This window comes from Clostridium gallinarum, from assembly GCF_014836325.1.
Classification (GTDB): domain Bacteria; phylum Bacillota; class Clostridia; order Clostridiales; family Clostridiaceae; genus Clostridium; species Clostridium gallinarum.
On the sequence record NZ_JACSQZ010000044.1, the window covers coordinates 12,283 to 29,573 of the forward strand.

Here is a 17,291-nt window from a genome sequence, read left to right on the forward strand (position 1 = left end):
TTACATTCTTAATTCTTAATTTAGATAAGGGGGTTTTTTATGAAGAACATAGAAGTTAAAAATAATAAGTTAAGGGGAGTAGTGAAAGTTCCTCCATCTAAGAGCATGGCTCATAGAGCTATAATTTGTGCAGCTCTTGGACGTGGTATTTCTGTTGTTGAAAATATAGATTATTCAGATGATATTAATGCAACTATTGATGGCATGATTTCTTTAGGAGCAATTATTGAAAAGGATAATGATAAATTGACTATTAAAGGAGCTTTTCATAATGAAAGCAATAAGGATACTGTTAGGGTAATTGATTGTAATGAGTCTGGATCTACTTTAAGATTTTTAGTACCTATAGCTTTATTATTTTCAGGAATGACAAAGTTTATTGGAAGAGGTAATTTAGGAAAAAGACCTTTAGATACTTATTATGATATTTTTAAGGAACAAGGTATTAAATATAGTAATTTAGATGGGAAGTTAAACTTATTAGTTAAGGGTTCTTTAAGTAATGGAGATTATACATTACCAGGAAATATAAGCTCGCAATTTATAACAGGACTTTTATTTACATTACCTTTATTAGAGGGAGATTCTAAAATAATAATTACTACTGAGCTTGAGTCTAAGGGCTATATAGATTTAACTTTATCTTGTATGAAGGATTTTGGAATTGTAATAGAAAATAAAGATTATAAGGAATTTATAATTAAGGGAAATCAAAATTATATTTCTAGAAATTATAGAGTAGAAGGAGATTACTCTCAAGGGGCATTTTATCTTTCTGCTAACGCTTTAGGTTCAGAAGTTGAAATTGTTGATTTAAGGGAAGATTCACTTCAAGGAGATAAGGAAGCTATAGATATTTTAGAGAGAATGGGTGTTAGATTTAATTATGGAAATAAACTAAGCTGTGAAGCACCTAAGGAATTAGTATCTACATTAATAGATGCTTCTCAATGCCCAGATATAATTCCTGTAATTTCTTTAGTGGCAGCACTAGCAAAGGGAAGAACTGAAATTATTAATGCGGGTAGGCTTAGAATAAAAGAATGTGATAGATTAAAGGCCGTAGCAACTGAGCTTAATAAACTTGGTGCTAAGATAGAAGAAAAAGAAGAGGGGCTAGTAATAGATGGTGTTAATGAGCTAGAAGGCGGAATAGAAGTTTGGAGCTGGAAGGATCATAGAATAGCCATGACTTTAGCAATAGCAGCAACTAGGTGTAAAAAGCCTATAAGTATTAAGGATTATGATTGTGTAGCTAAATCTTATCCTAAATTTTTTGAAGATTACAAGAAACTAGGAGGGATTGTAAATGAGTGGAGTATGGGGGAGTAATATAAAAATATCTATATTTGGAGAATCTCATGGAAATGCTATAGGAATAAATATAGATGGACTACCTTCAGGATTTGAGATAGATATGGAAAAGGTGCAACTAGAAATGGAAAGAAGAGCACCAGGAAAAAATGAATTATCAACTGCTAGAAAAGAAGCGGATTTACCAGAAATTCTAAGTGGATTTTTTGAAGGTAAAACTACAGGAACTCCTTTTTGTGCAATAATTAGGAATAGTGATACTAGGTCTAAGGATTATTCAAAAACTAAGGATTTTATGAGACCAGGTCATGCTGATTATACTGGATATGAAAGATATAATGGTTTTAATGACTATAGAGGTGGAGGACATTTCTCAGGTAGAATTACTGCACCTTTAGTATTTGCAGGTGCTATTTGTAAGCAAATATTAGAGAATAAAGGAATCTTTATAGGCGCACATATTTCATCTATAAAGGATATAAATGATGAAGATTTTAATGAAGTAAACATATCTAAGGAAGAATTAGAAGGCTTAAGAAAAATGGAATTACCTTTAATAAATAAGTCCTTAGAAGATAAGATAAGGCATACAATTATGCAAGCAAAATATAATGGAGATTCAGTAGGGGGAACTATTGAATGTGCAGTTATAGGGATAGACTCTGGAGTTGGAAATCCATTTTTTGATTCAGTTGAATCTACATTAGCTCATCTTATGTTTTCTATTCCTGCAATTAAGGGGATTGAATTTGGAAAAGGCTTTGATATAACTAAGCTTTATGGTTCAGAAGCTAATGATGAGTATTATTATGATGGTGATTTAGTAAAAACAAAAACTAATAATAATGGTGGAGTACTTGGAGGCATATCTAATGGAATGCCAATATTGTTTAAGGTTGCTGTTAAACCAACTGCATCTATATTAAAGGAACAAAATACTATAGATATTAAAGAAAAAAAAGATGCTAAATTTAGAATAGAAGGAAGACATGACCCTTGTATAGTACAAAGAGCATTACCAGTAGTAGAGGCTGTTACTGCAATAGGAATACTAGATTTAATAAAGGGGAGATACTAATGGGAAATTTAGAAGACTATAGAAAAGAAATAGATTCTATAGATAAGGAATTAATATCTTTATTTGAAAAAAGAATGAATGTTGCAATTAAGGTTGGAGAGTATAAAAAAGAAAGAAATCTTCCAATATTTAATGGCAAAAGAGAAGAGGAAGTAATAGAAAAAAATATAAATCTTCTTCAAAATAAAGATTATAGTGACGTTACTAGAAGCTTTTTTGAAAAAATTATGGAGCTTAGTAGATCTCTTCAAGCTAATTTAATTAATGAAGATAATAATATTTTAAAAGAAAATTTAAAGGAAGAAACTAAAATAGGATATCAAGGTGTAGAAGGTTCCTTTAGTGAAGAAGCTTTAATAAAATATTTTAATAATGCTATAAATACTAAAAACTATGAAGAGTTTAATGATGTTTTTAAGGCTTTAGAAAATAATGAAATAGAATATGCTATATTGCCGATAGAAAACTCATATACTGGAGCTATTACTGAAGTATATGATCTTTTGGTAAAATATAATTTTTATATAATAGGTGAAGAATGTATAAAAATAGATCAACACCTTATGGGACTACAAGGAAGTAATATAAATAATATTGAAGAAATATATTCTCATCCTCAAGGCTTTGCTCAAAGTAAAAGTTTCTTAAGTAAATATGAAAATGTTAAGCTTATTCCATATCATAATACAGCTATAAGTGCAAAGTTAGTATCCGAATTAAAGGATTTAAAAAAGGCTGCTATTGGAAGTAAAAGAGCAGCAGAAATTTATGGGTTAAATATTTTAAGAGAAGCTATTAATGATAAAAAGGATAATCATACTAAATTCATAATTATAGGTAAAGAATTAAAATATGATGATGAATCTAATAAAGTAAGTGTAGTATTTTCTTTAGAGGATAAGGTAGGAACACTATATAAACTTTTAAGAAATTTTGCGGAAAATAATATAAATATGATAAAAATAGAATCAAGACCTAATAAGCATGAATCATGGAAGTATTTACTTTATGTTGATTTTGAAGGTAATTTAAAAGATAATTTAGTGAAAAATGCACTAGAACTTATAGAAAAAAATAGTGGATACTTTAAGATTATAGGAAACTATAAAAGAAGATAATAAATTACAATGAATAATTGATAATGCATAATACATAATTAAGGTGGTTTTGTGCAGCAAAACTTAAATTAAATTTGTGAAAAGCATCATTTTTTATTTAACTACTAATAATAAAAGATATAGAAGTGGGTAACGTAGAGTTATCCACTTCTAATTTAAAATATATTATCCAATAGCGAAATTTCCAAGTGTCTTCATTAAATCCTAATTGATTAATATTAAATATCTTTTTTATAAAAATATAAAAAAAGTAGTGGAAAATGTAAACGTATAAGTGTATAATAAGTTTAAGATAAATATTCAGAATTTTCGGTAAATTATTATTTTGATAAATTTTTGTATCAAATTGATAATAAGTTTTGGGTTAAGGTTTACTAATAAGGGGGACATTTATATGGTAGGTTTTGATGTAAGAGGTATGATGAAAGATGATTTAGAAGGAATATTTAAGCTGAATAGTGAAGGAAGTTTTTCTTTGATTAATTATCAAAATGATGATAAGGAACATAAAATTTTAGTTGCTCAGTTGAATGATGATATTGTAGGATATATAAAATATGAAATTTTAAAAGGTAAAAACTTCAAAAAAGGCTTAATTATAAAAGAGTTAGTAGTAGATGAAAACTATAGGGGATTAGGTGTTGGTCATCAGCTTATGATTGAAGCAGAAAAGGTTGCTAAGAATTATAGTATAGCTTCATTAGTTATATTAAATAATAATTATTTAGAAGAAGAAGTAATTTTTTATAAGAGACAAGGATTTAATTTAAATTTAGATAGTAGGTATGAGAAAAAATACTATATTCAGTAAAAAGAAGGTATCAAAAAATTAACTATTAAAATTAATTTTTTGATACCTTTATTTATATGTATTATAATGATATATTTTTAATGAATTTTATTAAATAGCTTAAAGTGTAGAAATCCCTATCTAAATCAGTACTGATAGTATTTAAACCTTTAATTAGAGTTTCTTCATCAAAATTTTCAAGTAAAATCATAAGACTTAATGAATTTATATCTCCATCTCTAGTATCTAAAACTCTTGAAGCTTTTACAAATTTATTTTCTAATGCTTTTAAAGCTGCATCTTTAAGTTCTTCACTTATATTAATTTCTGGCATTGTATCGTAAATTCTTATTTCAGGATTATTAATATTTAAATTTCTAACTTTACTAATATCTGTTGAAACAAATATAGTATTTTTAAATTTGGCATCTTTAAAATCTACATTGTCTAATCTTACAGAATCGAAGATAGCATTTTCAAAGCTAGCACTTTTAAAGTTACTCTTTTTGAAATTACTACCGATAAATTCGGAAAATTTAAAACTACATTTTAAAAAGCTAGATGACTTAAAATGTGCTCCTCTAAAGTTAACATAATCAAAATTAGATCCAGAAAAGTTACAATTATAGCAATTACTTCTTTCAAGATTTTGATACATAAAATTCTTGTCTTTTTTTTCTATATTTTCATATTTAAAATTCACTCTATTATTTTGAGATTTAGTCATTAATACCTCCATGGTAGATAAAATATTTTTAGTTATTAACTAATATTACCACAGAAAATATGAAATGTCATATGTTTATAGCTTAGATAAAAGGATATTTATTTAATAACTATGATATAATTAATATTATGTTTTTAGCGAGGGGGCAAGATAAGATGGAGTTTTATGGACTATTAGGTGAGAAGCTTACTCATAGTTTATCACCTGAAATTCATGGTGAAATTTTAAAATCAATAAATAAGAGTGGGGCATATAAATTATTTGAAGTAGAAAAAGAAAAGCTTTATAGTTTTTCAGAAGCTTTAAAGTTATTAAAGGTAAAAGGTTGTAATGTAACTATACCTTATAAAAAAGATATAATGCAATATATTGATGTTATATCTGAAGAAGCAGAAAGAATAGGGGCAATTAATACTATTTACTTAAAGGAAGATAAGCTTTATGGATATAATACAGATTATTTTGGATTTGGATATATGCTTAAGGTAAGTGGTATAGAAATTCAAGATAAAATTGCAGTTATATTAGGGAATGGAGGAGCTACAAGAGCTGTATTACATTATTTATTAGATAATGGCGCTAAAAAAGTTTATATAGTTAGTAGAAATCCTAAAAAAGAAGATATTAGCTTTGAAAATGTAAAAATAATTAGTTATGAAGAGTTAAATGAGTTAGAAGGCGATATATTAATTAATAGTACACCAGTTGGTATGTATCCTAATATAGAAAATTTACCAGTATCTAAAGAAATTATAGATAAGTTTAATTCACTAGTAGATTTAATTTATAATCCAATGGAAACTAAGTTTTTAAGATTAGGAAAAGAATTAAATAAAAATGTAGTTGGTGGATTATATATGTTAGTAGGTCAAGCTGTTAAGGCACAAGAAATTTGGCAGGAAATATCTATAAAAGACGAAATAATTATAGATATTTATAATATAGTAAAAGAAAAATTTATTTAGCCTTGGGAGAAAAATATGAAAAAAAATATAATTTTATTAATAGGGATGCCAGGCTCAGGAAAGACAACTATAGGTAAAGAAGTAGCTAAGAAGATTAATTATAATTTTTGTGATATGGATGATTATATAGAAAGAATATCTAAGAGTACAGTTAAAGAATTATTTAATAAAAGTGAAGAATTTTTTAGAGATTATGAAAGTAGAGCTTGCATAGAATTAAGTAATGTAAAGGAAAAAATAATAATTTCTAGTGGTGGAGGAGTTATAAAAAGAAAAGAAAATATAAATTGTTTTAAGAATAAAGGGATTATTATTTTTATAGATAGACCTATAGAAAATATTGTAAAAGATGTTAATACAGATACAAGACCATTATTAAAAGATGGAAAGACAAAACTTTACAATCTATATACAGAAAGATATAATTTATATAATGATTATTGCCAATACAAAATAACTAATGATAAAGATATAGAAAATACAATAAGTAAAGTTATAGATATAATAGAAAGTGATAAATAAAGGGGGTAATTATGAAGATACTAGTTATAAATGGGCCTAACTTAAATATGGTTGGAATAAGAGAAAAAGGCATATATGGAACTAGAGATTTTCAAGATATTTGTGACTATATTAAAAAAGAGGGACAGAAAAGAAATATAGATATTGAATTATATCAAAGTAATATTGAAGGAGAAATAATTAATGAAATCCATAAAGCTTATTATGAGAAATATGATGGAATAATTATTAATCCAGGGGCTTATACTCATTATAGCTATGCTATTTTTGATGCTATAAAAGCTGTTAATATTAATACTGTGGAAGTTCATTTATCTAATATACACGCAAGAGAAGAGTTTAGGCATAAATCAGTCATTGCACCAGCTTGCATAGGTCAAATTTGTGGATTTAAAGAATTTGGATATGTTATGGCGATGGAAGCAATAGTAGAAATGAAAAATTAAGAATGAAGAATTAAGAATTAATGAATAAACTCCTTTGGAGTTTAGAAAAGTAAAAGAATGAAAAATTAAGTTGTTTAGCAATTTATAAGTTTCATAACTCAGCATAGCTGAGTTATATCAATAATTTTTCATTATTAATTATTAATTCAAAAAGTAGTATGGAGGGATAGAAAAATGATAATTGTAATGAATTCGAAGTGTTCGGAAAGTGAAGTATTGAAGGTTAAGGGGGAATTAGAGAGTAAGGGATTAGGTGTTCATTTATCTCAGGGTGAAACTTTTTGTATAATAGGTGTAGTTGGTGAAACTAGAGCTATTGATTCAAATAAGCTTTTAAGATTTTCTGGGGTAGATAAAATTCTTAAGGTGGAAGAGCCTTATAAGAAAGCAAATAGATTGTTTAAGCCAGAAGACACTATTATAGATGTAAGAGGTAGTTTAATTGGAGGAAATAATTTAGCTGTTATGGCTGGACCTTGTTCAGTTGAAAGTGAAGAACAAATAATAGATATAGCTAAAAGTGTTAAGGAGTCAGGAGCAACCTTTTTAAGGGGAGGAGCTTTTAAGCCTAGAACATCTCCATATAGCTTCCAAGGTCTAGAATTAGAAGGGTTAGAACTTTTAAAGAAGGCAAGAGAAGCAACAGGACTACCAATAGTAACAGAAATAATGTCAACTGATTATATAGATGTTTTTGAAAGAGATGTTGATGTAATTCAAGTTGGTGCAAGAAATATGCAAAACTTTGATTTATTAAAACAATTAGGTAAAACTAATAAGCCTATTTTATTAAAGAGAGGTTTATCAGCAACAATAGAAGAATGGCTTATGTCAGCTGAATATATAATGGCTGCTGGAAATGAAAATGTAATTCTTTGTGAAAGAGGAATAAGAACATTTGAAACTTACACAAGAAATACTTTAGACTTAAGTGCAATACCAGTAGTAAAGAAAAAATCACATTTACCAGTAATAGTAGATCCAAGCCATGCAGCAGGATACTGGTACCTTGTAGAACCTTTAGCAAAAGCAGCAGTAAGCGCGGGAGCAGATGGACTTATGATAGAAGTTCATAATAATCCACAATGTGCATTAAGCGATGGACAACAATCAGTAAAACCAGAATCATTTAAAAAGATTATGGATAAAGTAAAAATACTAGCTAAAATGGAAGGAAAGATAGTTTAATTAATAATGAAAAATGAAGAATGAAAAATTATGGAGGAAATTCAGCTTAGGCTGAATTTCAACATTAATTTTACATTTTACATTATTAATTTTACATTTAATTTGGGGGTTTTATGAAAATTTTAATAGTAGGGCTTGGTGTTATTGGTGGGAGTTATGCAATGGCACTTAAAGCAGCAGGTTATGAGGAAATCTATGGAATAGATAATAATTTAGAAACTTTAAGAAAATCTGAAGATTTAAGAATAATTAAAAAAGGATATGTAGGAGGGAAAGAGATTATAAAAGAATCTGATTTGATTATTATTTCTCTTTACCCTAGATTAGTAAAGAACTTTATAGAGGAAAATAAAAATTTATTTAAGGAAGGATCTATAATAACAGATGCTACTGGAATAAAGGGGCATTTTATTGATGATATTTTAAATATATTACCAAGTAAAGTGGATTTTATTTTTGGTCACCCTATGGCTGGTAGAGAAAAAAGAGGGATAGATTATGCTTCTAAAGAGGTATTTAAGGGTGCTAACTATTTAATAACTGTAACTGATAGAAATAAAGAGGAAAATATAAAGCTTTTAGAAAAAATAATTTATGAAATGGGATTTAAGAGAATAAAAAGGATTAGTCCTAATTATCATGATAAAATGATAGCTTTTACTAGTCAATTGCCTCATGCTATTGCAGTAGCATTAGTTAATAGTGATGAAGAAGGTAGAGATACTGGAAGCTTTATTGGAGATAGTTATAGAGATTTAACTAGAATAGCAAATATTAATGAAGAATTATGGAGTGAGTTATTTTTTAGTAATAAAAATAATTTACTTGAATCTTTAGATAACTTTTTAATAGAAATAAATAATTTAAAAAAGTCTTTACTTGAAGATGATGAAGAGTATTTAAAAGAATTATTTATAAAATCTAGTAAAAGAAGAGAAAAGTTATAAATGTATAATGTAGAATGTAAAATTAAGGATGTTTTGCGCAGCAAAACTTAGAATATATTTGTGCGAAGCACTTTTTTTAAAATCTGAAGGATTTTTTTCCTTAATTCTACATTCTTAATTCTTAATTTTTAATTATAAAAATGGTCACATTTTTATACAAAGGAGTATTATTAATGAAGGAATTAGAAACTAGAGTAGTGGATATTGATGTTGATGATATTAGAAGAAAAATGCAGGAGTTAGGAGCTGAAAAGGTAAAGGAAGAATATCAAATTAATAATATATATGATTTTGAAGATAATAGATTATTAAATTCAAAGGGATATGCAAGAATTAGAATTACAGATGATAGACTTAATAATAAAGAAGTAGTGTATATGACAACTAAAAAAATGTTAAGTCAAGGAACTTTTAAAGTAATGGAAGAAAATGAAACTGTAGTAGAGGATAAAGAAGCTGCAGAGAAAATTTTCTTATCCTTAGGATTATCTCTTAAGCAATCTATAAAGAAATATAGAGAAAGTTATAAATTAAAGGACTCTTTAATTGAAATAGATATTAATGATAAAAGTTTTTGTCCTTTTCCATATTTAGAAATTGAAACTGTTTCAGAAGAAAGATTAGAAGAAATATTAGATTTATTAGGATATACTTTAAAAGATACAACTTCAAAAACAATTTATGAATTGCTTGAAGAAAGAGGATTAGCAAATGGAGATGGAAAAGGATTGTAAATTTAATGTAATATTTCATATTATTTTGTAACAAAAAGTAAACCTCCTTAGTAAATTATAATTAAGGATTTAATTTAAAATACTAAGGAGGATATAATATGGAATGGTTTATTGGTTTAAGTCCAATTTTTCAAGGATTACTTGCTACTTTATTTACTTGGTTTGTTACTGCTTTAGGAGCAGCTGTAGTTTTTTTCTTTAAAAAGTTTGATAAGAGAATTTTAAATACAATGCTAGGATTTGGAGCAGGAGTAATGATAGCAGCAAGCTTTTGGTCCCTTTTAAGTCCAGCAATAGAACTTTCAGAACAGCTTGGCTATAGTGGCTTTGTTATCCCTTCTATAGGATTTTTTTTAGGTGGAGCGTTCTTAATATTTGCTGACAAACTAATGGATACTTATTCTTATGGAGTAGTTTTAAATAAAGAAGATAATATTTCTAAGACGTCTAAGTATAGAAAAAGTATATTATTAGTTTTAGCTGTTACACTTCACAATATTCCAGAAGGATTAGCTGTAGGAGTAGCATTTGGTGGAGTAGCAGCAGGAATACCTGGAACTAGTGTAGTAGCAGCGTTAACCTTGGCATTAGGTATAGGTCTTCAAAACTTTCCGGAAGGGGCAGCAGTTTCATTGCCATTAAGAAGTGAAGGATTATCTAGAACAAGAAGTTTTTTATATGGACAAGCTTCAGGATTGGTAGAGCCAATTTCAGGGGTAATTGGAGTTATAGCAGCTCTTACTGTTAGAAGTTTATTACCATTTTTATTATCATTTTCAGCAGGAGCTATGATTGCAGTTGTAGGAGCTGAACTATTGCCAGAAGCTTCTCTTGAAAATAAGAAACTAACTACTTTAGGTCTTATTCTAGGATTTATAGTAATGATGGTATTAGACGTTGCTTTAGGATAAATTTAAAAAAAGTTTTAGATTAGACTAAAACTTTTAGATTAGTTTAAAAATATTTAAATTTAAAAAAGAGATAAACATTATATTCCTTGCTCCGTCGCATACGCTCCAAGTCACCGTCATACAATGTTTATCTCTTTTAAAACTGAAGGAAGCAAAGTATAAATAGTTAGTAATAAGTCATAACTTTTTATACTTTGATATACATTAAAAAGAGGAGTATTGTACAAAACAATACTCCTAAAATTTTAGAATTATGCTTGGTTGATTGAACCGAATAATTCCATTTTTTCTTTAACTGTAGCTTTAATAGCTTCAAAACCTGGAGCTAAAAGCTTTCTTGGGTCAAAGCCTTTTCCTTGAACATCTTTACCAGCTTCGATGTACTTTCTAGTACCTTCAGCAAATGCTAATTGACATTCTGTGTTAACGTTGATTTTAGATACTCCAAGAGAAATAGCTTTCTTTATCATATCTTCAGGGATTCCAGTACCACCGTGTAATACTAGAGGAACATTATCTGTTGCATTGCTTATAGCTTCTAAAGCTTCAAAGCTTAATCCCTTCCAGTTTTCAGGATATACTCCGTGGATATTACCGATTCCAGCAGCTAACATAGTAACTCCTAAATCAGCGATTGCTTTACATTCAGCAGCGTCAGCGATTTCTCCAGCACCAACAACTCCGTCTTCTTCTCCACCGATTGATCCAACTTCAGCTTCTAAAGATAATCCTTTTTCTGAAGTTAATTTTACCATTTCTTTTGTTTTAGCTATATTTTCATCTATTGGATAGTGAGATCCATCAAACATTATTGATGAGAATCCAGCCTCCATAGCTTTTAATGCGCCTTCGTAGCTACCGTGATCTAAGTGTAATGCAACTGGTACAGTGATGTTTAATTCTTCCATCATTCCGTTTACCATTCCAACTACAGTCTTAAATCCACACATGTATTTAGCAGCTCCTTCAGAAACACCTAATATAACTGGTGAATTGTTTTCTTGAGCTGTTAATAGTATTGCTTTAGTCCATTCTAAATTGTTGATATTAAATTGACCTACAGCGTATTTTCCCGCTTTAGCCTTGTTTAACATTTCCTTTGCTGAAACTAACATGGTATCAAACCTCCATAACTTTATATTTTGTTACAATTAAGCTATTTAGCTAACTGTAGTAAAAAACAACTAAAATATTGTCTTTATTACTATATATTATAACTCAAAATAGATTTAATTTAAACAAAAAAATAGAAATTAGTTTACAAGCTATATAAATTATGAGTATTTAGATAGGTTTTTAAATAATTTAGGATAAAAATGATATATAAATAGGTTCTATTTTTTTATTAAAAGTTATTATACAATATAGAAAGAAAAATTATGGAGGAAGAGATATGAGAAAAGTTGAACTAGTAATATTTGATATGGATGGATTAATTTTTGATAGTGAAAAAGTATCCTATGATTCTTGGGTTGAAGCAGCAAAAATATTTAATATTAATTTTGATATGAAAATATTTTACAAACTCCTTGGAACTAATCATGAAAGTGTAAGAAATACATTGATAGATGAGTTTGGAGATAAAATAAATATTGATGATTATATAGAAGAAAGAAGAAAAATAAACTTTTCTAAGATAGCTAATGGTGTGGAAAGAAAAGAGGGAGTAGAAGAATTATTAGAATATTTAACAGAGAAAAATATAAAGAAGGCAGTGGCAACTTCGTCAAATAGAGAGTTAGCTTTAAATTTACTTAGTAAAGCTGATATACTTCATTATTTTGATTATGTATTGTGTGGAGATGAGGTTACAAAATCAAAGCCAGATCCAGAAGTATTTTTAAATGTAGCAAAAAAGTTAAAGGTTAATCCGGAAAATTGTATGGTACTTGAAGATTCAGAAGCTGGAACTATTGCAGGAAGTAGAGGAAGAATGAAAGTAATAATAATACCTGATTTAAAGGAACCTGATGAAGATATAGTAAGATTAGCTTATAAAAGATTAAATAATTTAAAAGAGGTTATAAATGAAATAGAGACTATAAATTTATAAATGTATATGTTATAGATGTGAAAGGTGGTGAATTTATGCTGATGCATATTAGTTTTCTAATATTTGCTGATGCATAAAATTTTATGGAATACATAAATGATATAAATATACAAGAGGCTATAATTCATATAGTTGATTCAAATGCTGAGGAACCCGTATTAAATGAATATAGTCTTGAGTTAAATGAAGATATTTATAAATTCATACATAGACATATTGAGAAATGTTTCAAGGACGAGGAATTAAAGTATGCAGTATTTAATCCAGAAAGAAATATTGTAAAAGAATCAGTTCAAGATTATTTAAATGGAATAGATAATAATTTAATTGGACTATCACAGGAACTTGCAAGACAATTATTTATTATTATGAAGGGAAATTTAAATATTCCTTCTTGTGATTTAATTATAGTATCGTTAGTTACTGATCAAGGTCCGATGATTGGTATATTAAAAATGGATTATGTAAAAAACTTTACTCACAAAGTTGATTTTGTTGAAAATAAAATAGGAATAGATATAGTTCCACAAGCAGCTGGTCTTCCTGGAAGTAGTCAAAGAATACAAAAAGCAGCATTTATAAAGCCAATAAGAGAAAATCAAAGATATGATCTTATGGTAATAGATAAACAAAGAAAAAGTAAAGATGAAGAAGAGTATGGAGCAAATTATTTTATAAGTAACTTTTTAGGATGCTCAATTATTAGTAATGAAAGAGATATGACAAAAACTTTTCTAAAGGCTGCAGAAAATTGGACTAGAAGCAATATTACTGAAGATGCAGATAAGGCAGAAAGAATAAGAACAGCAGTTAAATCAAAATTAAAAGAAGAAGAAAAGATAAATATAGATGAACTTTCAAATGAACTTTTTAAAGAAGAGCCAGAAGCAAAAAATAATTTTTCTAATTATGTGAAGAGCCATGGACTTGAAGAAGAAATAGCTATAGATAAACAGTGGGTTGAAAAAAAGTTAAAAAGAGTTAGATTAAAAATAGATAAAGATATTGATTTATATATTAATGAAGAAGCTTATCATGATAACAGTAAATTTGAGATTCATAGAAATGGTGATGGTAGCATAAATATGATAATAAAACATATTATAAATTATATAGAAAAATAAATAAGAGGCAAAGGATAGATATTTGTTATAGAGTAAATAACATAATATTTATCCTATTTTTTAATATATTTATAATAAATAACACCTTTAAATATATAAATATTTAATAAAAAACAAAATATTTATATATTGGTAATAAAAAATATAAATTATTAAAAAGTAATAATTTATAAATAATAATAAATATTGACAATTGGTTAAGAAAAGGTTTACTATTTACTCATATAAGAATATTTATAAAAGTAAAGGGTATTGATAGACTCTAATATTTAATTAGAGTTTAGTTTTAGGGAGGATTAATTATGAGAGAAAAAGAGGTTTTTAAAGAAAAATATTTAACTATTGATGAGGCATTAAATTTAATTAAGACAGAAGATGTTATAGTAACAGGACTTGGAGCTGCAGAACCAAAAGAGATTTTGAAAAATCTTCATAAAATTTCTGATAGAGTAAAGGATGTTACAGTTACTACTTGCTTACCATTAGAACCTGCTGAATACTATATGGATGCAAGGTATAAAGATTCATTTAAAATGGATGGTTGGTTTTTTACAGCACCTATGAGAAAGGCACAAAGAAATGGAAATGTATATTTAATACCTAATCATCTTCATTTAACTGCATTTAAGAGACAATTTCATAAGAAAACTAATATTTATATGGGAACAGCTACACCACCAGATAAACATGGATATTTATCCTTATCATTAAGTAATATTTATGAAAAAAGAGTATTAAAGGAAGCAGATTTAGTTATATTAGAAATAAATAAGAATTATCCAAGAACCTTAGGTGATATGGAGATTCATATAAGTGATGTAGATTATCTAGTTGAAACAGATTATGAAGTACCAACTCTTCCAGATGTAGAACCTAATGAGAAGGATTTAATAATTGGAAAGTATGTAGCTGAGAGAATTAATGATGGAGATTGTATACAATTAGGAATAGGAGGAATACCTAATGCAGTTGCTGCTTCATTAATGGGTAAAAAAGATTTAGGAATTCATACAGAAATGTTTACGACAGGTATGATGAAACTTGTAAAGGCTGGTGTTGCAACAGGAAAGAAAAAGAATTTTAATAATGGAAAGCATGTTGCAGGATTTGCATTAGGTACAAAAGAACTGTATGATTTCTTAGATGATAATCCTTCAGTTATGATGATGGATGGATATTGGACTAATGATCCTTATGTAATAGCTCAAAATGACAATCAAGTTTCTATTAATACCACATTAGAAGTTGATTTAACTGGTCAATGTGCATCTGAATCCTTAGGTCCATTTCAATTTAGTGCAACAGGGGGACAAGCTGATACAGCAGTAGGTTCACAAATGTCTAAGAATGGAAGATCTTTTATTACTCTATATTCTACTGCTATGGTAAAAAATAAAGAAACAGGAGAAAGAGAAGAAATATCAAAAATAGTTCCTTTTTTAAAACAAGGAGCAGCTGTAAGTTTATCAAGAAATGATGTTGATATGGTTGTAACAGAATATGGAGTAGCAGAGCTTAGAGGAACTAATATTAAAGAAAGAGTAGAACGATTAATTAATATTGCTCATCCAAAGTTTAGAGAAGAATTATCAAAACAAGCAAAAGAATTAGGAATCTTATATTAAGTTTATATATGTATAAAAGATAAAGGAGCTAGAACTAGCCCCTCTATTCTTTCTTCAGTTTGTAAGTGTTAAAATATCATAGAAAGGTGACTTGGAGTTTGCGATGGAACCTGAATATGATACTTTAACACTTTTTTACCATTGATTTGGATAAGCTACTATAGTAACTGTAACACTTTGTCTACCAAAAGAATAGCAATCTTGTAGTGAATTCATATAAAGATCTATCTTATTTCCCTTAATTGCTCCACCAGTATCTGAAGCAATTGCATAACCATAACCGTCTATATATACCTTTGATCCTAAAGGAATAACATTAGGGTCAACTGAAACAGTGCTTAAACCATTTGGATCACGTACAGGTTTAATACCCATTGCAGTTAAACCACCACCAGTGTAAGCTGTGGCAGACATAGTGTATGTTCCTAAATTATTAGTAACTGAGCCATTAACAGATTCTGTAGCTAGGTTACTACTAGAATTTTCTTCTAAAATAGAAGCTTCATATTCTGAAATTTGATTATTACCAGAAGCAATTGCCTCTTCAGTTAAATTGATTGCATAATCACTATTAAGTTGAGGTAATAGTGAATTTAAATTATTTACTGCATTTTCAATATCAGAAATAGATGAAGAAGAATTAATTATAGAAAGAGAATGAGATATTAAGTTAACTTCATTAGCTTCAATTACATCCATAATTTCTTCTTTTCTAGCATTTAAATTAGATAAAGCAACCTCTTGTTCTTCCTTTTTTTTAGCAACTTCATTTAGGTCATTTTCAATAGCTATCCTAAGTTTTTTTAAGTCTTCTTGTTTTTCCTCTATAGCTTTAGCATCTTCAGCAAGTTGCTCTTTTTTCTCATTAATTTCTGATATTATTTCCTTATCAACAGAAATTAATTTACTCATAGCTTGAACTCTATAAAATAAATCAAATATATTTTCAGATGTTATTATGTAGGCAATCATACTAGAAGATATATCAGTTTTATACATAGAACGAAGTCTCTTATCCATTTTTTTCTCTTGTTCTTCTATTTCTATTTTAGAATCATTTATCTTTTTGTTAATATTCTCTATTTCTATCTCGGTATCTTTAATTTCAGAATTATTTTTCAGAAGCTCAATATTAATAGTTTCTATTTCATTATTAAGTTTAGTAATTTCTGAATTAAGCTTTAGTGTTTCGTTATCTAACTGTTCATATTGTGCTTTACTTTCTTGGATTGTTTGTGTCTCTGAAGAATTTGGTTCTGCAAAAGCTATATTTGAAATATTAAAAGTTAGTAATAAAGTAGCAATTACAGTAAGCAAAGTTCTTTTAGTCAAAATCCCCACCTCCAATAAAAAATAAGTTGTCAATTAAATATATTCAATATACTACCGTAAATATTAATAAATATCAAGGTTAGTTTCCTTACAAGTAATTTGTGTGAAGATTTATAAGGCATTGAGAAATAGTGTATTGTTTATTTTTTAGGAAATTATATCTATGGACAAGTTGTAGATAATTTTATGAGAGTAGTAAAATTCGTAATGTAAGAATTAGAGTTTTAATAATTTCCTTCCTTCAGTTTGCAAAGAGATAAACATTGTATGACGGTGACTTGGAGCATATGCGACGGAACAAGTAATATAATGTTTATCTCTTTTTTACTAGTTAGGAAATTGATAGTGCAAGCTTTTTGTGACATTTAAAATTAATTGCATATTGTTGCTGTAATATTAATATTGTTTCTCCTTATA

17 protein-coding genes are annotated in these 17,291 nt (G+C 27.7%); 14 read left to right on the forward strand and 3 right to left on the reverse strand.

What is annotated here, in order from left to right; genetic code table 11:
- Window positions 1-39 precede the first annotated feature (39 nt).
- From aroA to H9660_RS11505, 4 genes are all read left to right on the forward strand, one after another.
- A complete protein-coding gene (aroA, locus tag H9660_RS11490) occupies window positions 40-1,332 on the forward strand; it encodes a 3-phosphoshikimate 1-carboxyvinyltransferase (protein WP_191750522.1) in 1,293 nt (430 codons plus the stop codon).
- Entirely contained in the window at window positions 1,310-2,392 is a 1,083-nt protein-coding gene (gene aroC, locus H9660_RS11495) for a chorismate synthase (protein WP_191750523.1), read from the forward strand. The genes aroA and aroC overlap by 23 nt, the downstream gene beginning before the upstream one ends.
- Window positions 2,392-3,510: a prephenate dehydratase gene (gene pheA, locus H9660_RS11500; RefSeq protein ID WP_191750524.1), complete on the forward strand. Its 1,119-nt coding sequence runs from the start codon at window positions 2,392-2,394 to the stop codon at window positions 3,508-3,510. The genes aroC and pheA overlap by 1 nt, the downstream gene beginning before the upstream one ends.
- A 394-nt stretch (window positions 3,511-3,904) precedes the next feature.
- Window positions 3,905-4,321 carry a GNAT family N-acetyltransferase gene (locus H9660_RS11505; protein WP_191750525.1) on the forward strand — a complete coding sequence of 139 codons (417 nt, stop codon included), beginning with the start codon at window positions 3,905-3,907 and terminating at the stop codon, window positions 4,319-4,321.
- 61 nt (window positions 4,322-4,382) lie between these two features.
- Here H9660_RS11505 and H9660_RS11510 read toward each other — a convergent pair whose 3' ends face one another.
- The gene (locus H9660_RS11510; protein ID WP_191750526.1) at window positions 4,383-5,027 is read right to left on the reverse strand and encodes a pentapeptide repeat-containing protein; all 645 of its coding nucleotides are present in this window, start codon (window positions 5,025-5,027) and stop codon (window positions 4,383-4,385) included.
- A 155-nt stretch (window positions 5,028-5,182) separates the two neighbouring features.
- Between H9660_RS11510 and aroE the strand changes: the two genes are divergently transcribed.
- From aroE to H9660_RS11545, 7 genes are all read left to right on the forward strand, one after another.
- Window positions 5,183-5,992, forward strand: a complete 810-nt coding sequence (gene aroE, locus H9660_RS11515) for a shikimate dehydrogenase (RefSeq protein ID WP_191750527.1) — start codon at window positions 5,183-5,185, stop codon at window positions 5,990-5,992.
- A gap of 15 nt (window positions 5,993-6,007) precedes the next feature.
- A complete protein-coding gene (locus H9660_RS11520; RefSeq protein WP_191750528.1) occupies window positions 6,008-6,514 on the forward strand; it encodes a shikimate kinase in 507 nt (168 codons plus the stop codon).
- Window positions 6,515-6,525: 11 nt separating this feature from the next.
- Entirely contained in the window at window positions 6,526-6,960 is a 435-nt protein-coding gene (gene aroQ, locus H9660_RS11525; protein WP_191750529.1) for a type II 3-dehydroquinate dehydratase, read from the forward strand.
- Window positions 6,961-7,134: 174 nt separating this feature from the next.
- The gene (gene aroF / locus H9660_RS11530; RefSeq protein ID WP_191750530.1) at window positions 7,135-8,148 is read left to right on the forward strand and encodes a 3-deoxy-7-phosphoheptulonate synthase; all 1,014 of its coding nucleotides are present in this window, start codon (window positions 7,135-7,137) and stop codon (window positions 8,146-8,148) included.
- A gap of 113 nt (window positions 8,149-8,261) precedes the next feature.
- Window positions 8,262-9,095, forward strand: coding sequence for a prephenate dehydrogenase (locus H9660_RS11535; RefSeq protein ID WP_191750531.1), 834 nt, complete (start codon window positions 8,262-8,264; stop codon window positions 9,093-9,095).
- A gap of 173 nt (window positions 9,096-9,268) precedes the next feature.
- Entirely contained in the window at window positions 9,269-9,829 is a 561-nt protein-coding gene (locus H9660_RS11540; protein ID WP_191750532.1) for a class IV adenylate cyclase, read from the forward strand.
- Between the two features lie 98 nt (window positions 9,830-9,927).
- A complete protein-coding gene (locus tag H9660_RS11545) occupies window positions 9,928-10,740 on the forward strand; it encodes a ZIP family metal transporter (RefSeq protein WP_191750533.1) in 813 nt (270 codons plus the stop codon).
- A 251-nt stretch (window positions 10,741-10,991) separates the two neighbouring features.
- Here the strand turns inward: H9660_RS11545 and fba are convergent, their stop codons facing one another.
- Window positions 10,992-11,855, reverse strand: a complete 864-nt coding sequence (fba, locus tag H9660_RS11550) for a class II fructose-1,6-bisphosphate aldolase (protein WP_191750534.1) — start codon at window positions 11,853-11,855, stop codon at window positions 10,992-10,994.
- Window positions 11,856-12,133: 278 nt separating this feature from the next.
- On the opposite strand from fba, the gene H9660_RS11555 reads away from it, so the two are divergent.
- From H9660_RS11555 to H9660_RS11565, 3 genes are all read left to right on the forward strand, one after another.
- Window positions 12,134-12,793, forward strand: coding sequence for an HAD family hydrolase (locus H9660_RS11555; RefSeq protein WP_191750535.1), 660 nt, complete (start codon window positions 12,134-12,136; stop codon window positions 12,791-12,793).
- A gap of 83 nt (window positions 12,794-12,876) precedes the next feature.
- Window positions 12,877-13,917 (forward strand): nucleoid-associated protein, encoded by a 1,041-nt coding sequence (locus H9660_RS11560; protein ID WP_191750536.1) that lies wholly within the window; start codon window positions 12,877-12,879, stop codon window positions 13,915-13,917.
- 302 nt (window positions 13,918-14,219) lie between these two features.
- On the forward strand, window positions 14,220-15,542 hold the full coding sequence (locus H9660_RS11565) for an acetyl-CoA hydrolase/transferase family protein (protein WP_191750537.1): 1,323 nt from the start codon (window positions 14,220-14,222) through the stop codon (window positions 15,540-15,542).
- Window positions 15,543-15,677: 135 nt separating this feature from the next.
- On the opposite strand, the gene H9660_RS11570 is transcribed toward H9660_RS11565, so the two are convergent.
- Window positions 15,678-16,874, reverse strand: coding sequence for a 3D domain-containing protein (locus H9660_RS11570; protein ID WP_243190657.1), 1,197 nt, complete (start codon window positions 16,872-16,874; stop codon window positions 15,678-15,680).
- Window positions 16,875-17,291: the final 417 nt, after the last annotated feature.